17 protein-coding genes are annotated in these 23582 nt (G+C 63.4%); 12 read left to right on the forward strand and 5 right to left on the reverse strand.

What is annotated here, in order from left to right:
• Positions 1 to 51: 51 nt before the first annotated feature.
• The 7 genes from rplL (at position 52) to IG178_RS10280 (ending at position 11920) form a co-directional block, all read left to right on the forward strand.
• Positions 52 to 429, forward strand: coding sequence for a 50S ribosomal protein L7/L12 (gene rplL, locus IG178_RS10250; protein WP_193212446.1), 378 nt, complete (start codon positions 52 to 54; stop codon positions 427 to 429).
• 190 nt (positions 430 to 619) lie between these two features.
• Complete coding sequence (rpoB, locus tag IG178_RS10255; protein ID WP_193212447.1) at positions 620 to 4501, forward strand: DNA-directed RNA polymerase subunit beta; 3882 nt, start codon at positions 620 to 622, stop codon at positions 4499 to 4501.
• Positions 4502 to 4543: 42 nt separating this feature from the next.
• Positions 4544 to 8710 (forward strand): DNA-directed RNA polymerase subunit beta', encoded by a 4167-nt coding sequence (rpoC, locus tag IG178_RS10260; RefSeq protein ID WP_193212448.1) that lies wholly within the window; start codon positions 4544 to 4546, stop codon positions 8708 to 8710.
• Between the two features lie 154 nt (positions 8711 to 8864).
• The gene (locus IG178_RS10265; RefSeq protein WP_193212449.1) at positions 8865 to 9953 is read left to right on the forward strand and encodes a Gfo/Idh/MocA family protein; all 1089 of its coding nucleotides are present in this window, start codon (positions 8865 to 8867) and stop codon (positions 9951 to 9953) included.
• 18 nt (positions 9954 to 9971) lie between these two features.
• Positions 9972 to 11201 carry a glycoside hydrolase family 76 protein gene (locus IG178_RS10270; protein ID WP_193212450.1) on the forward strand — a complete coding sequence of 410 codons (1230 nt, stop codon included), beginning with the start codon at positions 9972 to 9974 and terminating at the stop codon, positions 11199 to 11201.
• 75 nt (positions 11202 to 11276) lie between these two features.
• Complete coding sequence (locus tag IG178_RS10275) at positions 11277 to 11648, forward strand: hypothetical protein (protein ID WP_193212451.1); 372 nt, start codon at positions 11277 to 11279, stop codon at positions 11646 to 11648.
• A 65-nt stretch (positions 11649 to 11713) separates the two neighbouring features.
• A complete protein-coding gene (locus IG178_RS10280; RefSeq protein ID WP_193212452.1) occupies positions 11714 to 11920 on the forward strand; it encodes a hypothetical protein in 207 nt (68 codons plus the stop codon).
• Here IG178_RS10280 and IG178_RS10285 read toward each other — a convergent pair.
• The 3 genes from IG178_RS10285 to IG178_RS10295 are packed head-to-tail and all read right to left on the reverse strand — an operon-like array spanning position 11902 to position 17249.
• Complete coding sequence (locus IG178_RS10285; RefSeq protein ID WP_193212453.1) at positions 11902 to 12579, reverse strand: response regulator transcription factor; 678 nt, start codon at positions 12577 to 12579, stop codon at positions 11902 to 11904. The two genes, IG178_RS10280 and IG178_RS10285, sit on opposite strands and share 19 nt — an antisense overlap.
• Positions 12576 to 14153, reverse strand: a complete 1578-nt coding sequence (locus IG178_RS10290; protein WP_193212454.1) for a sensor histidine kinase — start codon at positions 14151 to 14153, stop codon at positions 12576 to 12578. Before IG178_RS10290 ends, IG178_RS10285 begins: the two co-directional genes overlap by 4 nt.
• Positions 14154 to 14156: 3 nt before the next feature.
• Complete coding sequence (locus IG178_RS10295) at positions 14157 to 17249, reverse strand: ankyrin repeat domain-containing protein (protein WP_193212455.1); 3093 nt, start codon at positions 17247 to 17249, stop codon at positions 14157 to 14159.
• A 163-nt stretch (positions 17250 to 17412) separates the two neighbouring features.
• Between IG178_RS10295 and IG178_RS10300 the strand changes: the two genes are divergently transcribed.
• From IG178_RS10300 to IG178_RS10310, 3 genes are all read left to right on the forward strand, one after another.
• Positions 17413 to 18366 (forward strand): hypothetical protein, encoded by a 954-nt coding sequence (locus tag IG178_RS10300; protein ID WP_193212456.1) that lies wholly within the window; start codon positions 17413 to 17415, stop codon positions 18364 to 18366.
• A gap of 131 nt (positions 18367 to 18497) precedes the next feature.
• Complete coding sequence (locus tag IG178_RS10305) at positions 18498 to 19577, forward strand: M20/M25/M40 family metallo-hydrolase (RefSeq protein ID WP_193212457.1); 1080 nt, start codon at positions 18498 to 18500, stop codon at positions 19575 to 19577.
• 284 nt (positions 19578 to 19861) lie between these two features.
• Positions 19862 to 20218: a hypothetical protein gene (locus tag IG178_RS10310; protein WP_193212458.1), complete on the forward strand. Its 357-nt coding sequence runs from the start codon at positions 19862 to 19864 to the stop codon at positions 20216 to 20218.
• A gap of 3 nt (positions 20219 to 20221) precedes the next feature.
• On the opposite strand, the gene sufT is transcribed toward IG178_RS10310, so the two are convergent.
• A complete protein-coding gene (gene sufT / locus IG178_RS10315; protein ID WP_193212459.1) occupies positions 20222 to 20767 on the reverse strand; it encodes a putative Fe-S cluster assembly protein SufT in 546 nt (181 codons plus the stop codon).
• Between the two features lie 75 nt (positions 20768 to 20842).
• On the opposite strand from sufT, the gene IG178_RS10320 reads away from it, so the two are divergent.
• Positions 20843 to 22369, forward strand: a complete 1527-nt coding sequence (locus IG178_RS10320; RefSeq protein ID WP_193212460.1) for a translocation/assembly module TamB domain-containing protein — start codon at positions 20843 to 20845, stop codon at positions 22367 to 22369.
• 14 nt (positions 22370 to 22383) lie between these two features.
• Here the strand turns inward: IG178_RS10320 and IG178_RS10325 are convergent, their stop codons facing one another.
• A complete protein-coding gene (locus IG178_RS10325; protein ID WP_193212461.1) occupies positions 22384 to 22950 on the reverse strand; it encodes a hypothetical protein in 567 nt (188 codons plus the stop codon).
• A 107-nt stretch (positions 22951 to 23057) separates the two neighbouring features.
• Between IG178_RS10325 and IG178_RS10330 the strand changes: the two genes are divergently transcribed.
• Positions 23058 to 23522, forward strand: coding sequence for an NUDIX domain-containing protein (locus IG178_RS10330; RefSeq protein WP_193212462.1), 465 nt, complete (start codon positions 23058 to 23060; stop codon positions 23520 to 23522).
• The last annotated feature ends 60 nt before the right edge of the window (positions 23523 to 23582 follow it).

The raw sequence follows: 23582 nt of genomic DNA on the forward strand, positions 1-23582 counted from the left end.
TGAAATGTCCGGAAGCTTCCGGGCGCGACGATACCGCAAAGGAGAAATACAATGGCCAATATCGAAACACTCGTTGAAGAACTGGGCAAGCTCACCGTCCTGGAAGCTGCCGACCTCGTGAAGAAGCTCGAAGAAACCTGGGGCGTGTCCGCTGCGGCCGCTGCGGTTGTCGTTCCTGGTGGTGGTGGCGCTGTCGCCGAAGCCGCTGAAGAGAAGACCGAGTTCGACGTCGTCATCACCGAAGGTGGTGCCAACAAGATCGCCGTCATCAAGGCGGTCCGCGAAGTTGCTCCCGGCCTCGGCCTCGCCGATGCCAAGAAGCTCGTCGAAAGCGCTCCTGCCAAGGTGCTTGAAGGTGTCGCCAAGGACGCCGCCGAGACCGCCAAGAAGAAGCTTGAAGAAGCCGGCGCCAAGGTCGAGCTCAAGTAACCCAGTCATCCGGATTTGCTTCGCGGCCGGGGATCCGGCCGCGAAGCCATCTCCCGGAACCGGCGGAAGCCGTCACGTGAACCACCCGCGACCGTTTCCGCCGATCCCGGACCTTCTCACCAGTCTCTGAATCCAACTGCCCGGTACCGCTCGCGGTCCGGGCTCAACCTGTAAGCACTACCTACCAGCCATGGCCGACCGTCTCCAATTCGGGAAAATCGAGGAAGTCATCGAACCCCCGAACCTTATTGAGGTTCAGAGCCGCTCCTACGAGGAGTTCATGCAGAAAGACATCCCTGCCGGCGAGCGCACCGACACCGGACTCCAGGCGGTCTTCCGCGAAGTTTTCCCGATCAAGAGCTACGATGAAGCAATCGAGCTCGACTTCGTGACCTACGACATCGAGGAGCCGAAGATCACCTCGCTCGACTCGCTGCGTTCCGGTGAAAGCTTCTCCGCTGCGCTTTACGTGACCTTCAAGCTGAAGGACGAGACCGGCACCAAGAAGGAGCGCGTCTACATGGGTGAGCTGCCGATGATGACCCGCCGCGGCACTTTCATCATCAACGGCGCCGAGCGCGTCATCGTTTCCCAGCTCCACCGCTCGCCGGGGATCTGCTTCGAAACTTCCCAGCACCTCAACGGCAAGATCCTGCATTCGTTCCGGATCATCCCGGATCGCGGGTCCTGGCTCGAAGTGCAGTTCGACACCAACGACCTGCTCTACGTCTACCTTGACCGCCGCCGCCGCCGCCGCAAGTTCCTCGCCACCACCTTCCTGCGTGCCCTCGGTTTCCCGACCGACCGCGACATCGTGACCAATTTCTACAGCGTCGAGACGCTGAAGATGAAGGAAGAGATGGACGAGCAGGAGCTCGGCCACAAGGTGCCCTTCGAAGACATCCTCGACGGCGAACTGGTCGTCGCCAAGGCCTACGAGCCGCTCACCATCGGCATCGTCCGCCAGCTCATCGCCCTCGGCCACAAGCAGCTCGAGGTGATCGACGGCCGCGAGGACGAAATCCTCCTCAAGTCCCTGCGCAAGGACCCCGCCAAGGACGAGGATTCCGCGCTCAAGGACATCTACCGCAAGCTGCGCCCCGGCGACCCGCCGACCGCCGCCAATGCCCGCGCCCTGCTCAAGCGACTCTTCTTCGACCCGAAGAAATACGACCTGACCCGCGTCGGTCGCTACAAGATCAACAGCAAGCTTGAGAGCACGGTCGATTCCGACCAGCGCATCATGGTGCCCGAGGACTTCCTCGCCGCCGTGAAGTACCTGCTCAAGCTGAAGAAGGGAGAAGGCGTCATCGATGATATCGACCACCTCGGTTCGCGCCGCGTCCGGGCCGTCGGTGAGCTTCTCTCCAACCAGTGCCGCGTGGGCCTCGCCCGCACCGAACGCCTGGTCAAGGAGCGCATGACCTTGTTCGATGTGAACATCGAGGGCATGACCCCGCAAAAGCTGATCAACCCGAAGGCACTGTCTGCCGTCGTGCGCGACTTCTTCGGTCGCTCCCAGCTTTCGCAGTTCATGGACCAGACCAACCCGCTGGCCGAGCTGACGCACAAGCGCCGTCTTTCCGCCCTCGGACCTGGCGGTCTCAACCGCGATCGCGCCGGCTTCGAGGTTCGCGACGTCCATCCTTCGCACTACGGCCGTATCTGCCCGATTGAGACCCCGGAAGGTCCCAACATCGGTCTGATCAACTCGATGTGCACCTACGCCCGGATCAACGAGTTCGGCTTCATCGAGACGCCCTACCGCAAGGTCAAGAACGGCAAGGTCACCAACGAGATCGAGTATCTCACCGCGGACCAGGAAGAGAAATTCCTGATCGCCCAGGCCAACAACCCGATCGACAAGTCCGGCAAGTTCCTCAACGAAAAGGTCACCGCCCGTGAAGCGGGTGGCGAGTTCATTGAAGTCGGCACCGGCGATGTCAACTACATGGACGTGTCGCCCAAGCAGCTCGTCTCCGTGGCTGCCGGATTGATTCCGTTCCTCGAGCACGACGACGCCAACCGCGCGCTGATGGGTTCGAACATGCAGCGCCAGGGCGTGCCGCTCCTCGTGTCCGATTCCCCTTACGTCGGAACCGGCCTCGAAGCCAAGACTGCCCGTGACTCGCGTTCCGTGGTCGTGGCCGAGCTCGACGGCATCGTCGCCGCGGCCACCGCGGAAATGATTGTCACCAGCCCCGACGGCAAGCTGCCGGTCGCCGACGAGAAGTTCCTCTCCGACCCCGAGTCGGTGAAGACCAACATCGACAAGGGCATCATGGCCTACCCGCTGCGCAAGTTCATGCGCTCGAACGCCGGCACCTGCATCAACCAGAAGCCGATCGTCAAGAAGGGTGCCAAGATCAAGAAGGGCGACGTCCTCGCCGACGGCCCGAACACCGAGAACGGCGAGCTTGCCCTCGGTCGCAACGTGCTGGTCGCGTTCATGCCCTGGAACGGCTACAACTTCGAGGACGCCATCGTCATCTCGGAGCGCGTCAAGAAGGAGGATATCTACACCTCGATCCACATCTCGGAATTCGACGTCGCTGCCCGTGACACCAAGCTGGGTCCGGAAGAGATCACCCGCGACATCCCGAACGTCGGTGAAGAGGCGCTCAAGAACCTCGACCACGACGGCATCATCCGCATCGGTGCGGAGGTCAAGCCGGGCGACATCCTCGTCGGCAAGATCACGCCGAAGTCGGAAACCGAACTGGCTCCGGAAGAGCGCCTGCTGCGCGCGATCTTCGGTGAGAAGGCCGCGGACGTGAAGGACACCTCGCTGCGCGTGCCCTCGGGCTGCGTCGGCATCGTCCAGGACATCCGGGTCTCGTCCCACGGCTCCGCCCGCAAGCGCGCCGAGAAGGTCGATCCGGTCGAGCTCAAGAAGCAGCTCAAGAAGATCAACGACGAGCACAAGAAGAAGGCCGACAAGCTGACCGACGACCTGACGGAGAAGCTTTCCGACATCCTGCTCGGCGAGAAGATCCCGCTCGACGTGGTGAACGCCCAGACCGGCGAGATCATCATCCCGGCCAACCGCAAGATCACCAAGACCCTGCTGCGCAAGCTGGCCTCGGTTCACGATCACATCGAGATCGACCCGTCACCGATCCGCAACAAGATCCTCGAGATCATCGGTTCCTTTGAAGCCCGCTTCCAGGAGCTCGACACCGAGCGTGAGCGCAAGCTCGACCAGCTCGAGGCCGGCGACGACGTCGATCCCGGCGTCATCAAGGAGGTCAAGGTCTTCATCGCCGCCAAGCGCAAGCTTTCGGTCGGGGACAAGATGGCCGGCCGCCACGGCAACAAGGGTGTGGTCGCGACCATCGTTCCGGAAGAAGACATGCCCTTCCTTGAAGACGGCACTCCGGTCGACATCTGCCTCAACCCGCTCGGCGTGCCTTCGCGCATGAACGTCGGCCAGGTGCTGGAGACCCACCTCGGTGTCGCCGCCAAGGCGCTCGGCTTCAAGGTGGCGACCCCGATTTTCGACGGTATCCCGGAATCGAAGATCTGGGAGTACATGTCGGAAGCCAAGAAGATCGACGGCTACACCTGGATCGGCGACGGCAAGGATGGCAGCACCGGCGGCAAGTCGACCCTCTACGACGGTCGCACCGGCGAGGCCTTCCACCAGCCGGTCGTGGTCGGCATCATCTACATGCTCAAGCTCGGCCACTTGGTCGCGGACAAGATCCACGCCCGTGCGGTCGGCCCCTACTCGCTCGTCACCCAGCAGCCGCTCGGCGGCAAGGCGCAATACGGTGGCCAGCGCTTCGGGGAAATGGAGGTCTGGGCCCTCGAGGCCTACGGCGCGGCCTACACCCTGCAGGAGCTTCTCACCGTCAAGTCCGACGACGTCCAGGGACGGACCCGGATTTACGAAGCCATCGTCAAGGGCGACAACAACCTCGAAGCCGGCACCCCCGAGTCCTTCAACGTCCTTATCAAGGAAATGCAGTCCCTCGGTCTCGACGTCCGCCCCGGCCGGCGCGGAACCGGTCCGGGAGCCATCGCTCCGGGTGGCGTGGACGACTTCTCCCTCGACGACCTCACCCTTTGATAGCCGAACCACGAACCGATACCCCAACAAGCATTCGATATCATGAACGTTGACACCAACCTTCGCGAACTTTTCGGCGTGGACGAGCGGCCGGAGGCCTTTGACCAGGTCTCCATCACCGTGGCATCCCCGGACGTCATCCGCTCCTGGTCCAAGGGCGAGGTGAAGAATCCGGAAACAATCAACTACCGGACCTTCAAGCCCGAGAAGGGCGGCCTCTTCTGCGAGCGGATCTTTGGACCCACCCGCGACTGGGAGTGCGCCTGCGGCAAGTACAAGCGCATCAAGCACAAGGGCGTGGTCTGCGACCGCTGCGGCGTCGAGGTCACCCTGAGCCGCGTCCGCCGCGAGCGGATGGGCCACATCGAGCTCGCCGTGCCGGTTTCGCACATCTGGTTCTACAAGTGCATGCCCTCGCGCATCGGCCTGGTGCTGGATATCAGCGCCCGCCACCTCGAGCGCGTGATCTACTACGAGGACTATGTCGTCACCGACCCGGGCAACACCCCGCTTGAGCGCGGCCAGCTCCTCACCGAGAACGAACTACGCGACTCGGAAGACGCTTATGGCGACGGATCCTTCCGCGCGGCCATGGGGGCCGAAGCCATCCAGGATCTGCTCGCGCAGGTCGATCTGGCCGAGCTCGCGGTGCAGCTCGAGCAGGAGCTCGAAACCACCCGCTCCAAGCAGAACAAGAAGAAGCTCTCCAAGCGCCTCAAGATCACCCAGGGCTTCGCGGCCTCCAAATCGCGCCCGGAATGGATGATCCAGACGGTCTTGCCGGTCATCCCGCCGGACCTGCGCCCGCTGGTTCCGCTGGAAGGCGGTCGTTTCGCGACCTCCGACCTCAACGACCTCTATCGGCGCGTCATCAACCGCAACAACCGCCTCAAGAACCTCCTGCAGCTGAAGACCCCCGAGGTCATCATCCGCAACGAGAAGCGGATGCTGCAGGAAGCCGTCGATGCGCTCTTCGACAACGGCCGCCACGGCCGTGCCGTCACCGGCGCCGGCAACCGTCCGCTCAAGTCGCTCAGCGACATGCTCAAGGGCAAGGGCGGCCGCTTCCGCCAGAACCTGCTCGGCAAGCGCGTCGATTACTCCGGCCGTTCCGTCATCGTCATCGGTCCCGACCTCACGCTCAACCAGTGCGGTCTGCCGAAGAAGATGGCCCTGACGCTGTTCGAACCCTTCATCATCCGCCGCCTCAAGGAGCTCGGCTACTGCCACACGGTCCGCTCGGCGAAGAAGATGATCGACCGCAAGACCCCGGAAGTCTGGGACATCCTTGCCGAGGTCACCAAGGGCCACCCGGTGTTCCTCAACCGCGCGCCCACACTGCACCGCCTCTCGATCCAGGCCTTCGAGCCGAAGCTGATCGAAGGTGAAGCCATCCGCGTCCACCCGCTCGTCTGCACGGCTTACAACGCCGACTTCGACGGTGACCAGATGGCCGTTCACGTGCCGCTCTCGGTCGAGGCCCAGATGGAAGCGCGCCAGCTGATGCTCGCGCCGAACAACATCTTCTCGCCCGCCTCCGGTCGCCCGATCACGGTGCCTTCGCAGGACATCATTCTCGGTGCCTACTACCTCACCTGGGCGCCGGTGCGCACCCAGAAGGACCGCGAGAAGCAGGAACACCTGCCGCTGTTCGAGAACTCCGCGGAAGTCGAGTTCGCGATCGCTTCCCGCAAGGTCGGCTATCACCAGTGGATCCGGATCCGCAACCCCGACTTCGAAGGCGGCGTCAAGACGGTCTTCGGCGACAGCGAGAACAAGATCCTCGAGACCACTCCGGGACGTGTCCGTTTCAATGAAATCTGGCCCAAGGGTCTCGGTTTCATCAACAAGACTGTCGGCAAGAAGCAGATGTCGGACATCATCTGGCGCTGCTACCAGGTCGCCGGCCAGAAAAGCACCGTTCACACGCTCGACGCGCTGAAGAACCTCGGTTTCCGCGAGGCGACCCGCTCCGGGACCTCGATCGGTATCGTCGACATGGTCGTTCCGGAAGAAAAGCCGGCGATCATCAAGGACGCCTACGAACAAGTCGACAAGGTAACCAAGCAGTACCGCAACGGTGTCATCACCGATGGCGAGCGTTACCAGAAGGTCGTCGACATCTGGACGCACGCCACCGACACCATCGCCGCCGCGCTCTATCGCAAGATCGAGTTCAACGATGGCAAGCCGGGCGCCAGCCCGCTGTTCATGATGGTCGACTCCGGTGCCCGTGGTAACAAGTCGCAGATCAAGCAGCTCTCCGGCATGCGCGGCCTGATGGCCAAGCCGTCGGGGGAGATCATCGAACGCCCGATTACCTCGAACTTCCGCGAGGGTCTGACCGTGCTGGAATACTTCATCTCCACCCACGGCGCCCGTAAAGGTCTTGCCGATACCGCGCTCAAGACCGCGGACTCCGGCTACATGACCCGCAAGCTCGTGGACGTGGCCCAGGACGTTATCGTCACCGTCCACGATTGCGGCACCGCCAGTGGCATCACCGTTTCGCCGATTTATGACGGCGACGAGGAAGCCGCCTCGCTCGCGACCCGCATCTACGGCCGCACCTCGTGCGAGGTGGTCAAGGATCCGGTGACCGGCGAGATGGCCCTCGACTTCGACCAGCTGGTCGACGAGAAGGCAGCCAACGCGGTCGAGCGCATCGGTTACGAGAAGCTCAAGATCCGCTCGGTGCTCACCTGCGAGGCCAAGCGCGGTTGCTGCGCCAAGTGCTACGGCCTGAACCTGGCCACCGGAAAGCCGGTGAAGATCGGTGAAGCGGTCGGCATCATCGCCGCCCAGTCGATCGGCGAGCCGGGAACCCAGCTCACCATGCGTACCTTCCACGTGGGTGGTGTGGCCGCGGCGACCTTCAAGCAGCCGATCATCAAGGCGAAGAACGCCGGTCGCGTGGTCTACAAGGACCTCCGCGTCGTCGAAAGCGCCGACGGAAACTGGGTCGTGCTCAACAAGAACGGTTCGATCTCCATCCGTGACAAGGACGGCCTCGAGCTCGAGAGCCAGGTCATCGTCATTGGCTCGGTCATCGAGATCAAGGATGGTGACGACGTGAAGAAGGGCGACACCGTGGCGACATGGGACCCCTACAACGTGCCGATTCTCACCGAGAAGCCGGGTAAGGTTGAGTTCCGCGACATGATCTCCGGGATCACCGTCACCAACGAGACCGACAAGGAAACCGGCCGCAAGGTCATGGTGGTCACCGAGCACAAGGAAGACCTCCACCCGCAGGTGGTCATCGTCGACCCGAAGACCAAGGAGGTGAAGGCTTCCTACTCGATTCCGGTCGGTGCTCACCTTTCCGCCAAGGAAGGGGAGATCGTCACGGGCGGCACGCAGCTGGCCAAGACCCCGCGCAAGGTGGCCCGCACCAAGGACATCACCGGTGGTCTTCCGCGGGTGGCGGAGCTTTTCGAAGCCCGCAAGCCCAAGGATGCCTGTGTCATCGCCAAGATCGACGGCGAGATCTCCTTCGGCGGCACCGTCCGCGGCAAGAAGAAGGTCATTGCCACCGATCCGGACTCCGGCGAGCAGGTCGAGCACCTGGTGCCGATGGGTCGCCACATCATCGTCACGGAAGGTGACCGCGTGAAGCGCGGCGACCAGATCACCGAAGGCCCCGTGTCGCCGGAAGACCTCCTCGAGGCTTGCGGCGCCCAGGAGCTGCAGGAACACCTGGTCAACGAGGTGCAGTCGGTCTACCGCGTCCAAGGCGTGGAGATCAACGACAAGCACATCGAGATCATCATCCGCCAGATGCTGCGCAAGGTGAAGATCACCGACCCGGGCGATGCCGATTCGCTGCTCTGGGGCGATCAGATCGACCGTTCCGCCTTCAACCGGATCAACGAGGAGATCACCGCGGCCGGCGGCAAGCCGGCCGAGGCCGAGCCGGTCCTGCTCGGGATCACCAAGGCCTCGCTCGAGACCGATTCCTTCATCTCCGCGGCGTCCTTCCAGGACACCACCCGCGTGCTGACGGAAGCGGCGACCCTCGGCAAGGTCGACTACCTCACCGGATTCAAGGAGAACGTCATCATGGGTCACCTGATCCCGGCCGGCTCCGGCTTCGATTGCCACCGCGATGCCGAGATCGAGTTCACGGTCGAGGAACCCGAGCCGATCTTCGTCGCCGAGGAAGAAGAGAACGCCGATGGCGAGAATGCCGTCGTCGAAAGCGCCTGATCCGACCGAACCTCATTCCCAGCCCGGCCGTGCGAAAGTGCGGCCGGGCTTTTTCGTGGCGGTTCCGCTCGGATTCCAAAGAAGCGCACGGTTTACGAATCGGCGGCCTCGTGATGGATTGGGCGGCGGATCCACGTTTCCGATCTCCTATATCATGCAACGCCGACCATTTCTCGCGACCCTCGGGGCCACGGCCGCCGCCCTTACCACCGGCACTCGTGCCCAGGAAGCTCCCGGCCGGAAACTCGGCTGGGCGCTGGTCGGGCTCGGGTCACTGAGCACCCATCAAATTGCCCCGGCTCTGGCGAAGACCAAGCACTGCCGGCTGGCCGCGATCGTTACGGGCACGCCGGAGAAGGCGGAGAAGTGGAAGGCGCAGTACGGCATTCCGGACAGCCATGTTTACAACTACGAGACCTTCGACCGGATCGCTGAAAATCCCGATGTGGACGTGATCTACGTGGTCCTCCCGAATTCGATGCACGAAGAGTTCGTGATCCGGGGGGCAAAGGCCGGCAAACATGTCTTTTGCGAGAAACCAATGGCAAACTCGGCGGACGAATGCCGCCGGATGATCGCCGCGATGAAGTCCGCTGGCAAACAGCTCGGGGTCGGCTACCGCTGCCAGTTCGAGCCCCATCACCGGGAATGCATGAGGTTGGCCCGTGAAAAGGTCTTCGGGGACCTCAAGTTCATTGAGGCCGGTTTCGGATTCCAGATCGGGGATCCCGCGCAGTGGCGCTTGCGCAAGAAGCTCGCGGGTGGTGGCGCCCTGATGGACGTGGGAATCTATGCCCTGCAGGCCTGCCGCTATCTCACCGGCGAGGAGCCGGTTGAAATCGTCGCCCAGGAAGTCAAGACCGACCCCGTGAAGTTTGCCGAGGTGGACGAGACGATTTCTTGGTCGATGAAGTTCCCGTCCGGGGTGATGGCTTCGGTCATGACGACCTATGCCTTCAATGGCGTGAATTCGTTCACGGCCGTTTGCCAGAACGGGAAGTTCGGCATGGATCCCGCCTACAGCTACGACGGGCTCAAGGGCTGGACCTCGAAGCCGGAGGTGAAGATCGAATTTCCGGCGGTCGATCATTTCCAGACGGAGATGGATGCGTTCGCGGCCGCGATCCTCGCGGACGTCGCGTTCGTGCCGTCGGGTGAGGAAGGCTTGTGGGACTTGCTGGCGATCGAAGCCATCTATCGTTCGATTGCAGAGGGAAAAGCCGTGACGGTCGGCAATGTCTGAACGGGGAGGGACCGCATCATGAAGAGAGCCGAATTCCTCAAACTGCTGGCATTTTCCGCCATGATCCCGCGGGCTGCTCGGTCGGAGAACGAACCTGGCGACGGCTTGTCGCGGGATTTCCGCGATGGAATGACCACGCTCAACGAGGTGTTCTGGGTTCCTGAGCTGGGCAACTGGCTCGATCGCCCGGGCAAGGACCTGCGCGGTCACTTCGAGGGCTACATCAATCCCCCCTGGTGGTCCTGTGCGAATGCCGTCGAGACCATGACGGAGTTCATGGATCTCACGGGTTCCACGATTTACGACAAGCAGCTGCGGGAGCTTCACGAAGCCAATGTCGTCCGGGGCAGCCGCTTGCCGAAGGTGGTCGAAACCCTGCGCAAGCAGGGCAAGTGGAAGGAGGAGGACCGCGTGAAACTTGCCCGCCGCATGAAGGAGGTGGAGCGGAGCCGGATTCACGGCAGGGAGTTCCGGAACGAGTATCTCGACGATTCCGCCTGGTGGGGTGTGGCGTGGCTGGCCTTCCACGAACGAAACAAGGATCCGCGCTATCTCCGGACGGCGATCGAGATCCAGCGTCACATGGCCGCCTCGTGGCAGCCGTCCGGCGGGGTTTCGTGGGGCGAAGAGGAAGACAAGCGCGAGCCGAACAGCATCACCAACAGCCTCTTCGTGGTTCTTTCGGCAAGATTGCACCGGGTGACCAAGCAGGAGGAATTTCTCGTGTGGGCGAAGAAGGCTCTGGCCTGGGAACGGGAGGCAAAGCTCTACGACGGAACCGGAGTGGTGGACCGGCCCGGACATCAGGGGGACTACTGGACCTACAACCAAGGCGCCTATCTGGGCGGTCTCGAGGCCCTTTTCGGGACGACCGGCGACCAGGCATACCTCGACGAGGCCGCTGCGGCGGCGAGAACGATCATCGAGGGATCCGGAGTCGTCCGTCCGGACGGTGTGCTTTACGAAAAGCTGAGCACCGACGGCTGGGATGTCAGCTTGTTCAAGGGGGTCTGCGCACGATACTTCGGGATCCTTTCGAGGCGTCTCCACGAGATGAAACTTCATCCGGAGATCGCCGGTCAGATCGACAAGCTCTTGCTGGCCAACGCGGGCGCCATTTTGAAGCTTCCGAAGAAGGATGGCCTCTTTCCATTCGAATGGCATCAGCCGGCGCGGGCGGAGATCCACAACTTCAATACCCAGCTGTCGGCTCTCACCGCGATTTCGGCGGCTTGCGGCGTCCGGTGAGCGGGTTCAGCGGCAGGAACAACTTGCATGGCTCCGGCAATGCATCACCATAGGGTTGAATCGTGTTCTCCTCCTATGAGCCATTCCCTATTTCAAGACGATCGTGCGGCCGGGCTCTTGTCCCGGGTTCGTGAAGACATCGGCCACCTCCGCCAGGACGTGCGCAACCTGGTCCGGCATACCACCCGCCACACCCTGCCCGATGGTGCCCGCGGCCTCGCCGGCAGTGCTCGGGACCAGCTGGTCGCAGGGCGTTCCTATGCCGCATCCCAGTTCCGCTCACTCCGGGAAAGCCCGCAGCGGCAGGCGATCGGTGTGATCGGTGGGGCGCTCCTCGTCGGCGCGATCGCCGCGGGCATCTACATAATCTGTAAGAGCGACTGCTGTGCGGCCGCATCCGCGGATGACGAGGCTCTCGATGAACTGGAGAACGAAGTCCCGGAATAGGCGACGAAAATTGCGCAGGATTTGCAGTTGTGCGGAGCCTTTTCCGGGCGATGCGTGTTCCTGCAATGAAGGCGAAAAGCATACCCGCTTCGGATGTCCTCGCGGCCCACGAAAAGGCGGCGCTTGAGATCGGGGAACTCCGCCGCAAGGGCAAGCCCTGCCATTTGGAAGAGCATGCGGATGCCGGTGGACTCCACATCGACGTCATCGAGGATCCGCAGGCGGAGTACGGACCTGAAGGGCAGGATCGAGGTCATGGATCCAGCCGGTAACCCGCACCGCGGACGGTGATCAAGTGCCTTGGTTTGGCCGGGTCGTCCTCGATCTTGGTCCGCAGGGCGGCGATGAAATTGTCGACCGTGCGGGTGCTGGGGTAGGCGTGGTATCCCCAGACGACGTCGAGGAACTGCTCGCGGCTGACGACTTCACCCGGCCTCCCGGCAAGCAGGGCAAGGATCCCGGCTTCTTTCTCGGAAAGGGGTTGTGCAATCTCCTCCCGGGTGAGCGTGCGCTTCTCGAAGTCGATGGTGGAGGAGCCGATGGCCAATTCCCTGCCAATCCCGGCTTCCCGTTCCTTCCGGCGCAGCAAAGCGCGGACACGGGCCAGCAGTTCGCGCAGGCTGAATGGCTTTACCAGATAGTCGTCCGCGCCGCTGTCGAGCCCCTCCACGCGGTCATCGATCCGGCCCTTCGCCGTGAGCATGAGAACAGGGTATGTCCGGCCGCGCTTGCGCAACTCCCGGCAAAGCGCGAAGCCATCGAGGCCGGGCATCATGACGTCGAGCAACAGCAGGTCGAAGGGTTCGGTGCAGGCGAGTTCAATGCCGGCCACGCCGTCGGCCGCGGCCATCACCCGGTAGCCTTCCGCTTTCAGTGTCTCGACCAGGGCGGTGCGCATTGGTGCCTCGTCTTCAATGACCAGCAGTCTCATGTCAGCGGGATGATGAGTTTGAAGACGCTGCCATTGCCCGGCGTACTCGTGAGCTCCACTTTTCCACCGTGCGCCTCTGCGATTGATTTCACCAGGCTCAGTCCGATACCTGCGCCCTGTGTTTCTCGCCGTAGTTCGTCGCCGGGCCGGTAGAAGCGCTCGAAAATCCGGGCCTCTTCTTCCTTTGGAACGCCTGATCCTTCGTCACTCACCGCGATCACCCAAGTACGATGCTCCTCGTCCTCGCTGAGGGTGATCGTCACCGTGCTGCCATCGGGCGAGAATTTGATCGCGTTGTCGATCAGGTTGACGAGCGCCTGTTGGATTGCCCCGGCATCGACGGCGGCTTCGACCGGCGACAACCCGGAGGCAAGACGGATGCCCTTCTCACGGGCCAGCGGCTCCATGACCTGCAGCGTGTCCGACGCCAACGCGGCGAGGTCGCACGGTTCCATGCGCCAGATCTTCCGGCCCTGCTCGATCCGTGCGTGGTCGAGGACATTGCCCACCAGCGTGGACAGCCGAGCACCCTCACGGGCGATCAGGCGGTGAAATTCGCTCGCTGTTTCCGGCTCAACTTTCCCGTCTTCGAGCGCGTCTGCCATCAGCCGGATCGATGCCACCGGAGCCCTCAGTTCGTGCGAAACGCTGGCAACGAACTGGCTCTTCAAATCATTGAGCTGTCGCTCGCGGCGGAGAGTGCGGTGGAGGACCGCCAGGGCGATGGCAGCGGTGGCCACCGAGGTCGCGAGCATCGCGAAGATCCACCGCTGTTGGCGCCGCACCGGGGCTTCGATCTGGGAAGTATCGGCCGAGATCCTCAACTCGAGTCCGGAACCCACCCGGATCCGGCTCGATGCGATGATATCCGACGCAACGGCGGTCGAAACCAAGGCGAGCCGTGCTTCAGCCCACGAGGGCAAGGTTTGATCGAAGTCCACCTGCGCATCAGGGAATTCGGTGTAGGCAATGACGCCATCGCGGTGAACGAGGTGAAGGAATCTCCCGTCGCGCTGAAGCCAAGTGTCTCCGTGCAGACCGAGCTCCCGGACGAGATCCCGGATCTCCTCTTCCTTCCTCCATCGGTGCTTCACGATCTCGCTGGTGAGAATGGTGTCCACCACCCTTGAACTAAGGACGGAGGGTTCATCTACGGTGACAAGATTCTCCAATGCCGTCTCGTTTCCGGTCAGCGATGGATCGAGGCGGTGGATCACCAGCGCCGCGAGCGTCCTGCGGGGGAGCCCGGCCGGCGAAAGTCCGGCATTGGGGTCGTTGCGCAGGGCTTCGAGGGCGGTGAGATCGGAGCCATCGAGGATATCGTCCTTGGGCGAGCCACTTCCCGGCCGCGGAGGATCGGGATAAGTCGGGATTTCGTTGATGCTTTGTCCAAGGTCGTGGTCAAGCACAGCCGCCAGGGCGGGTGCTTGTCGCTCTGCTGCTTCGCGAGCCTCGGCCCGAGCCGCCTGCAACTGCGATCTGGTGCCGACCACCGCCAAGCCGGCGATCACGACCAGCGGCAGAATCACGGCCAACGTGAGCCAGTGCAGCGGGAATGACGTGGACCGCGGCATCGGTCAGCGGGAGGCAGCAGGTTTTTGCGGTGGGGGAACCGGGATGCTCTTTGCAAGGAGGATGTCGCCGTCGCGGAGGAATATTGGCCGCGCGCTGGTGGTGAGCTTCTCGTAGTCGACGCCATCCCGGGTCACGGAGAAGTCGGAATAGGGAGAAGTTTCCAATGCCGCCGATGCCCTGAGGGTGGCAGTTGCGCGTTTCGGATCGGGAGGGAATGGATACCATCCCGCTTCCGTTTCTTCAAAATGCACCGGTTGATAGATGATGTCGCGGAGACTCGTCGTCCCGCGGGTGTCGGTGTATTGCACGCGGCAGGAAAGGGCCTTCCTGAAGAAGTCGGCAACTTTGGGGGATACTCCTTTCCACGTCTCTCCCGAATGGTCCTTGAGCAAGGGCAACTCGATGATGTCTCCGCCCTGCAACACGAGATCCGCGGACCTGGCATCGCCGGTGGTCGTTGTTTCGCTGGATGCCCTGATGACCGTGGCCAGATCGATCACGCGGACTTCCTCGTTCCCGTCGTCCAGTAATCGGCGAAGTCGGATCTTTGAGAAGTCGGGGTGCGGGAGAACGACCACCGGGTTGAAGTAGGTTGCTTGGATCATTGCGCCTACGAGCTTGTCGGGTTCCACGTTCGGCCCGTTGCCGTATGTGGGCGCCAGCACGTCCGCCAAGGCCTGGAGGAGCGTGGGAACTGTCGGGGCGGCCGGCCGGATGTCGGTCTTGCGGGTAACTCCAAAATGGCGGACGAAGGGGTGCCCGGGCACGTGCAGGGTGACGCGTGAAAGACGTGCTTCTGGCGTCTCCCACCATTGCCCGTCCTCTCGGGGTGGTACTTTGGCAGGTGGAGGGGGAAGGATAAGCTTCAAGGTGTCGCCTTCCTCCAGCTGGAAATCGCTGGGGCCTCCTCCAGCAAGGGGAAGTCGGATGTCCTGCCAACCGGTTCGGACGACCACGATCTCAATGTTCTCCCGTCGGATCGATGGGTCCAATGGTTGCCAGAGAAGTCTCATCAATGCCCCCGCTCCAAGCCACGGGATAACGTCACTCGTTGGATCGAACACCAGGCAATCACCGCGCACTTCGAGGTGGCGGTCCCTTCCTTGGATCTCGACCGTGACTGGAAAGGCCACCCGCTTGAGCAGCGCCCAATGGGGATCAGCGGCAGGATGATCGGATCGCTGGAATTCGAGGATGTCACCCCACGCCAGTGAAGGAAATGGTTGGCCACCGGTCAGTTCGATTTTGATCTCCTCGGCCTTCCCGTCCTGCTGGAAGCGGGTCAAGGTCACGAAGTCGGGCCAAGGCTGGTTCGTGTGCCCGTCCGGATAGAATCCGGACCTTCCGAGATCGCTAGTCCTGCGGCTCAAGATCAGATCGAGCAGGGGAGGAGGCGCCTCATCCGACTTGCTTGCGACCAGTTCCATTATCTCCCATCTCGGTCGCATCTGGACGGGCTCAAGGAAGACGGAGATGGCTGGACGCGCGGCCACTTCCGGGAAATTGAACCGGCGAATCAGTTTGCTCCGGTTCGAAGGGTCGGAACCCTCGAAGAGATTGTCTTTCCATGGACCTTCCGGAACTGCCCCACGGGAAATCAGGGTTTCGGCGAGCGACCAGGTCTCCTCTTTCTTCGCGGCTTCCCGTAGCGGGGAATTCCCTTGATAGGTTCGATTCACGTCGGCCCCCGAGTTGATCAAGGCGCGAAACAATTCGCTCCGGTTCTGCTGAATGGACACGAACAGCAAAGGCATGCCTGACGCATCCGTCCCGTCCGGATCGGCGCCATGCTTCAAGAGCAACTCCATCAACCTCGGGTCACCGTGGGACTCGAGCAGGAGCTCCGAGTCCCCCGCCGGAGCACCGGCTTCCAGCAGAAGTATTGCTTCAGGAAGCAGTTTGTTCCGAACCGCGATGAGCAACGGGGTCATCCCGCCCGTGTGTTCCACCGCCCGCAGGCCGGTGTGGGTTTCCTCGGCGAATGCCTTCGCTTCGACATCCGGCTTTGCTCCCGCAGCCAGAAGCAGGGGGACGGCAGCACGATTCCCACCCCATGCGGGACTCACACAAAGATGCAGCGCGGTGAGCCCGGTCCGGATTTCAGCGTGATTCGGATCCGCGCCGCGCTTTAGCAGGAGCTCCAGCATGACCGTGTCTTCCTGCATCGCGGCCAGTAGAAGAGGTTCGCCGAACTCCCGGCGTAGCATCGTGTTGCTTGCCCCATACACTGGGTGGCCGGTGATCCTGACCGGTTCATCCCTGCCAGGGGCCGGGACCGGAAGATCGGGGTTTGCTCCCTTGTCCAAAAGCAAACTCGCGATTCGTGCGTGTCCGCGCATGACCGCGTTCTTCAATGGCTGCTGGCTGCCCTTGCCATTGGGATCTGCTCCCCGGTTCAGGAGGAGGCGCGCTATCTCGAAGAATCCCTCATGGCAGGCGATCTCCAGCGCCTCACGATTTCCCGTGGCGTTCGGATCCACCCCGGCGTCCAACAGCAGTCGGCATGCTTCGAGTGCGGCCGCCCCGCTTGCTTGAGACAGTGGGGTGCCCATGCTGCCCTCGGGCTTGCTGAAGTCGTGTTCCGGGGTTTTCCCAAGAATGAATTTGATGACTTCGAGGTGGTTGGCCCGGATCGCACGGCAGATGATCGAGGGCTCGGCGAGGGCGTCGGGGCTTGTTTCAGCCAGTTCCTTGACGTGGGCCAGCTCGAGTTCCTCGTCGCTTGGTTCGGGGGAGGTATCTCCAGCAGGGAGCTCGCCGCCCAGTGCCGCCAGGTTCTCGCGTGCGAGCTTCGCTTCCGCTTCGGCCCGGGGGAACTCGAGGAGCAGTCGTTGGTAGAGGGCGATGGCTTCGTCGTTGCGGTTCTGTTTGCGGCGCACTTCGGCGAGGCGGAAGAGGGCAGTGGCGGCGAAGGGGCGCTGGGCATCGTGAGCGGCCAGGATTGCTTCGTATTGTTTCGCCGCGGCTTCGGGGTCGCGGGTCACCTCCTCGGTGTAAAGGGCGTCGCGGAGAGGTTCGCGGAGGTCGGCGGGCGCCGCGACGGCCGCAGACGACATGAGCGCGATGGCGAGCAGGCGTTGGGTGAGGGGTTTCATGATCATGTGCCGAGAATGGCACCTTCGCGGAGACCGGTTTGTCATGGAATGGTCATGAGTTCAATGACTCCCCGGGAGCAAAATATGCGGAGTGTCGGCGGGGCGGCGGTTAGAGGGGGGCGGGGCGATCTGGCAGGCTGCGGGCGTTCCAACCAAACACACCATGAACGCTTCAACCCTCGCCACCCTGACCGGAATCCTCGGCGCCTGCGCCGCGACCGCCGGGACGATCATCACCGAGCCGGCTGCCGCGCCGATCACGACCTCCGGCTTCGAGAACGCCCGCCGGCCGATTTCCAACCCGACTTTGTTCGACCTGGCGCTGCCGACGACCAACCTGCATCCGATCGTGATGTACCAGCGCCTGCCGGACTTCGTGAACACCACGGTCGGGCCGCTGCCGATGGGGGGCGATGTCCAGGTCTACGCCCTGCAGTTCGAGGTCGCGCTGAACGAGCGGCTTTCGATCGTGGCGACCAAGGACGGCTACGTGGACATCAATCCGGACACCAAGCCGCTGTGGTCGGACGAGTCCGGGTTCGCCAACATCGGCGCGGGCCTGAAATACGCTTTCATCTACGATCCGGCCAGTAGCACGGCGGTGAGCGGAACGCTGACCTTCGAGTTCCCGACCGGCAACCACGATGTCTTCCAGGGGGAAGGCGACGGGGCCGCCAACCTGATCGTGTCGGGGCTGAAGCTATGGGACGAACTCGAGGTCGCCGGGGCGGCGGGCCTGCACCTGCCCTTCGACGGCCAGATGGCGACCACCTCCTTCGTGAGCGGGCATGTCAGCTACGAGCTCTGCAGCTGGTTCATCCCGCTGCTGGAGGTCAACTGGCACCACGTGCTGGACGCGGGCAACGGCCGGCCGAACTTCTTCTCGCAAGCCGGGGGCGGGGTGCCGGTGGTGGCCACCTTCGAGGGTGCCGACCTGCTGAATTTCGGGGCGTCGAACGCCTCCCAGAACCGGGACTTCGTCACCGCGGCCGTGGGTTTCCGCTCGCGCCTGTCGGAGTCGGTCGACCTCGGTCTGGCCTATGAATTGCCCCTGACCAGCAAGGGCGACGGGATCATGGAAGACCGGGTGACCCTGGATCTGGTCTGGACGTTTTGATTCGGGCTGGTTCGGGCCGCCTCCGGGGCGCGGGTGCACTGCGCTGCCGGGGGCGGCTTTTTTTTGAGGTCGTGCCGGCGCCCCGGGGGATGGGGATTGCACGACGGACCGGGGCCGGTAGCGTCGGGGCCGTGAAGACAAAGGCGATCTCGCTGTTGCAGGAATTGACGGAGGCGCATTCGGTGCCGGGGCATGAAGACGAGGTCCGGGCGATTTTCGTCGATGAGCTCGGCGAGTGCGGTGAGCTGACGACCGACCGCTCGGGCGGGGTGTTCTGCGAGTTCGACGGCGAGGGCCCGCGGGTGGTCGTGGCCGGCCACATGGACGAGGTGGGCTTCCTCGTGCAAAACATCACCCAGGACGGCTTCCTGCAGTTCGTGACCGTGGGCGGCTGGTGGGAGCATGTATTGCTTTCGCAGCGGGTCGAAGTCCGCACCCGGAGCGGCGACAAGATCATCGGGGTCGTGACGTCGCGGCCACCGCACTTCCTGACGCCCGAGCAACGCAGGATGGTGATTTCACTGGACCAGATGTTCATCGACATCGGGGCGAGTTCACGGACCGAGGCGGAACAGGAGTTCGGGGTTGCCCTCGGCGATCCGATCGCGCCCTGGTCCCCGTTCACCCTGATGAAGCGCGAAGACTGGTACATGGCGAAGGCCTTCGACAACCGGGTGGGCATGGCGGGGGCGATCCAAGCCGGACAGATCCTGGCCGGACAGGACTTGCCGAACCGCTTGATCGTGGGTGGCACGGTGCAGGAGGAAGTCGGGCTGCGCGGCGCGCGCACCGCGGCATTCCACACGCGGCCGGACGTGGCCATCATCCTCGAAGGGCCGCCGGCGGACGATACCCCGGGCTTCAACCGCGCCGACAGCCAGGGCCGGATCGGCGGCGGCGTGCAGATCCGCCGCTTCGATCCGAGCGCGATCATGAATCCGCGCCTGGCCGACCTGACGATCCAGACCGCCATCGACGAGGGCATCCCGCACCAGGTGACCGTGCGCCGCGGCGGGGGAACCGATGCCGGGTCGTTCCACCTCGCGGGGGAAGGGGTCCCGTCGATCGTGCTCGGGGTTCCGGCTCGCTACATCCATTCCCACAACTCGGTCATCGATGTGAACGACTACCTGCACATGGTATCGCTCGCGGAGGCGCTGGTCCGGCGCCTGGATGAGTCCACGGTGCGCGGGCTGACGAGCTTCTTGTAAGCGATATCCGGCTACAAAAGCGGCGGCCGATCCCCATCGCCCGCAGCCGTGGGGCATAGTAGGTTCCACGCGTGATTGTGAACCACGTCATGAGGCGGGTTTTCCGGTCGCCGGGAACCTACTCGAGGCAGGATCGCAGGCCTGTCAGGAGGAAGAATCCTGCCACGGCCACCCCGTGCGCGCCTTGCAGGAAGCTGAAGGTCGTGCCCGCGAACGAGCTGGCTGGGAGACCGCGGCTGAACGTGGCAGCGGGCGCATCGCCACGGACGTTGTCAACCGTGACGATGAAAGTGGAGCGCGGGCAACTCGGGATGATCCCCGACCACCGCGACGACGGGGTCGGCCGGGTGCTGGGGATCATCGCCTGTGCCTGCGTTGCCGCTTGGTGGCTGAACTGTGCGCTGGCGATCCTGGCCGCAATCCTCTCGAAGAACGGGACCAGCCTCTGGTCGTCGATCAGCTTGCCGATGCTTTTCGTGGCGCTGCTTGGCAGCCACTTCCTCGCGGTGATTTCAAAGTCGTTCCTGCGCTCGAGCGACCCATGGGGTCCCCGCGCCGTGATCGCCTTCTGGGCCAGCGTGTTGGTCTGGGTCCCCGTCGGTTGGCTGCTCGCCTTGATCGGCGGCTTGTTCCGGGGGTGAAGCTCAGATCATCCCGAGCTTCATCTTGCCCTCTTCCGAGATCATGTCCTGGTTCCAGGCGGGATCCCAGACGAGTTCGACTTTGGCGTCGTCGATGCCCTCGATGGTCATGATCTTCGACTGGGCGTCGGCGGCGATCACCGGTCCCATGCCACAGCCGGGAGCGGTGAGGGTCATCTTGACGGCAACGGTTTTCTTGCCGTCTTCCTCCTCGATGGCGCAATCGTAGACGAGGCCGAGATTGACGATGTCGACCGGGATCTCGGGATCGTAGACTCCCTTGAGCTGGGCCCAGACCTGTTCCTCGAGGGGGGCGTCCTTGAGCCGTTCCGCTTCGGCGTGCTTCTCCTCCTCCTTTTCGAGGTCGACCCCGAGGGCATCGGCGTCCTTGGAAGAAATCCGGGCCAAGCCCGCCGAGGTGGCGACGGTGTACGTGCCACCGAGACGCTGGGTGATGAAGACCGGCGTGCCGGCGGGCAGGGTGATGGCGTCACCGCTGGGGATCTGGACGGCATCGACTTCGCGGGCCAGGGAGATTTCCTCGTGCATGGAGGCGAGTGTAGGCGGGACTCCGGGCGGTGCAAGCGGCTTGCCGCCGGACCTGAATGGAGGCAGTTTGCCCGCATGAGCCGTCGACAGCGGAGAAAAGCAGCAGCAAAGGGCAAGGGCACGTGGTTGCCGCGGGCGCTGGCGGGGTTGTTGGTGGCCGGAGTCGTCGTGATGGGTGGGGGATACCTGTGGCTGCGCAGTTGGCTGCACGGCGAGGAGTTCCGCCGGATGCTTTCCACGGAGGCCGGCAAGGCGCTGGAGGTGAACAGCGAATTCGGTCCATTCCGATGGAGCGGCACGCGGATGGACACCCCGTCGTTCAAGGCGTCCGGAGAGGGAATCGTCCGCTCGATCGATGCCGAGGGGCTGCGGGTCGAGATGGGACTGGGCGGCTGGTGGCAAGGCGTCTGGCGGGTGGACGATGCGAGGGCCCGCCGCATCGAACTGGAAATCGACACGACGGCGGCGGACCGGGTTCGCGAGGCGCCGGAATCGGTGGAGGTGTCCGCTCCGCCGCCGTTGAAGTCACCGGCTTGGTACGATTCCCTGATCCCCCAGGAGGTGGAACTTCGCCAGGTCGAGATCGGGAGCTCCGCGCTGAGTGTCCTCACCAAGAGCGGTGCGATCGGCATTTCGGGAACTTCCTGGCGCCTGACCCCGGACGAGGCGAAGGGTAGTTACCGGGTGGAAGGCGCGGACGGTACCGTGAACCTGCCATGGGCGTGGGCGCCGCCGATGTCACTCGGCCGCGCGCGGTTGCGCTATCAGGGCGACACGGTCTTCCTGACGGATGCCGATTTCCGGGTCTACGAAAGCGGCCGCCTGGACCTCAGCGGCGAGATGTCGGTGGAAGGTGACGGCTATGTTTTCAACGGCTGGCTGCGCGACGTGATGTGCGCGGAGATCCTGCCGGAGAGCTGGAAGCAGCGGCTCGCCGGGGAAGTCGAAGCCGAGTTTTCGGTCGCCGACGGCGCGAACGGACCGGTGGTCAAGGGCGGGTTGAAATTGCGGGATGGCGTGCTGACGGCGCTGCCCTTGCTCGATTCGCTATCGGCTTATGCCGACACGACCCGCTTCCGACGAGTGGCATTGGAAGAAGGTGGCACCGACTTTGAATGGGAGGACAAGGTGCTGAAGTTGCGCAACTTGAAGCTCGGGGCCGATGGCTTGATCCGGGTCGAGGGGGCGATGCGGGTGGACCAGGAGGATCGCTTGGACGGACGCTTCCGGCTGGGGCTGGTGCCGGGGATCCTGGCGCGGATCCCGGGGGCGGAAACGGCGGTGTTTTCTCCGGGCGAGCGCGGCTTGTTGTGGACCGACGTGCAGGTGACCGGGACCTTGGACGATCCCGAGGAAGACCTCACGGCGCGGTTGATCGAGGCTGCCGGGCTGCGGATGTTCGAGGTCCTGCCGGAGACCGGCGAGCAGGTGCTGAAATTCACCCGCGAGGTGATCGGCGAGGACCTCCAAGGGCACCTGGAGAAGAGTGCGGACGTCATCGAGCAAGGCCGCGATGTGATCCGCGAGGCCGGCGGCGTGGTGCGCGAAGTCGGTGGTCTCTTCGACGCCTTGCGCGGCAAGGAGCCGCGCGACGACGAGTGAGCGGCGGGCCGAGGTCAGTGGATCGTGATCTTCCGGCCCTTGCCGGATTCCCAGGCACCCTTGGCGCTGCGGAAGATCGCCTGGACGTCGTTCCGATTGAGGACGCGGTATTCGATCATCCCGGCGTGGCTGGTGGTCGGGTAGTTCTTTTGCGCCAGGTTGAGGACGTCGGTCTGGGCCCGTTGGCCGGCCCGGTCGAGCAGGTCGGCGCCGCGCTTGGCGATCGTCCCGCCCATGGCGGAGCCGGTATCCTCCGCGACGGAGGCGACGTGATAGAACCGCGCCAGCGCCCGGCCGTTGGTGTCGATGACCACCTCGGTCACCAGCAACTGGGCGTCGAGCACGTACTGGTGGATGCTGACCGATGAAATGCGGTCGAGTGCGACCATGTAATCGCCGCCAGCGAGGCTGGCTTCCCAGAAGCGTTTGTTGATCTCGGTCTCCTCGGCATTGGAGTCCTGATCATCGGTTTGCTCCTCCTCCTGGTCATTGTTTTGATTGTTCTGGTTGGTTTGCTGTGCGGATACCGGGCCGAGGACCAGCAGCAAGGCGGAGAGGTGGAGTAGGGCGGACTTTTTCATCGTGGTGGGAGCTTGGATCGGGATGAGGAGTTTGGCCAGATTGGGAGTGATTGTTAGGCAAAGTTAATGATTGAGCCAAGGTGGCACAATAGCCTACGTTCCGGCCCGTGGTTCGATTTCGTCCGAATGTCGCGGCGCTGATGGTGAAGCCGGAGGGACAGTTGCTCATTTGCGAGCGGTGGACCATTCCGGGGGCGTGGCAGTTCCCGCAGGGCGGGGTGGACGACGGGGAGTCGCTGGAGGAGGCCTTGTTCCGGGAAGTTCGCGAGGAGGTCGGGTTGTCGCCGAAGCACTACGAAGTCCTCGGCTGCCGGAGTGGCTACCGTTACCTGTATCCGGAGCCGGTGCGGGTGAAAAAGATGCGCAAGCACGGGTGCCAGGGACAGGAGCAGACCTACTACCATTGCCTGCTCAAGGCCGGTGCTCCGGAGGTGGATGTGAACCAGCGGCCGCGCGAGTTCGGGGCCTACCGGTGGATCCAGCCCGAGGAGTTCGATCTCGACTGGCTCCCCGAATTCAAGCGCGACGTCTACCGCGAGGTGATGATGGATTTCTTCGGGGTCGCACTCTGACCCTGCAAGAATTGCAGGATTGCGACAATGGCTTGCGGCAGGCTCCTATTTTGGGTGAGT

Source organism: Neoluteolibacter marinus (assembly GCF_014904755.1).
Classification (GTDB): Bacteria; Verrucomicrobiota; Verrucomicrobiia; order Verrucomicrobiales; family Akkermansiaceae; genus Haloferula; species Haloferula marina.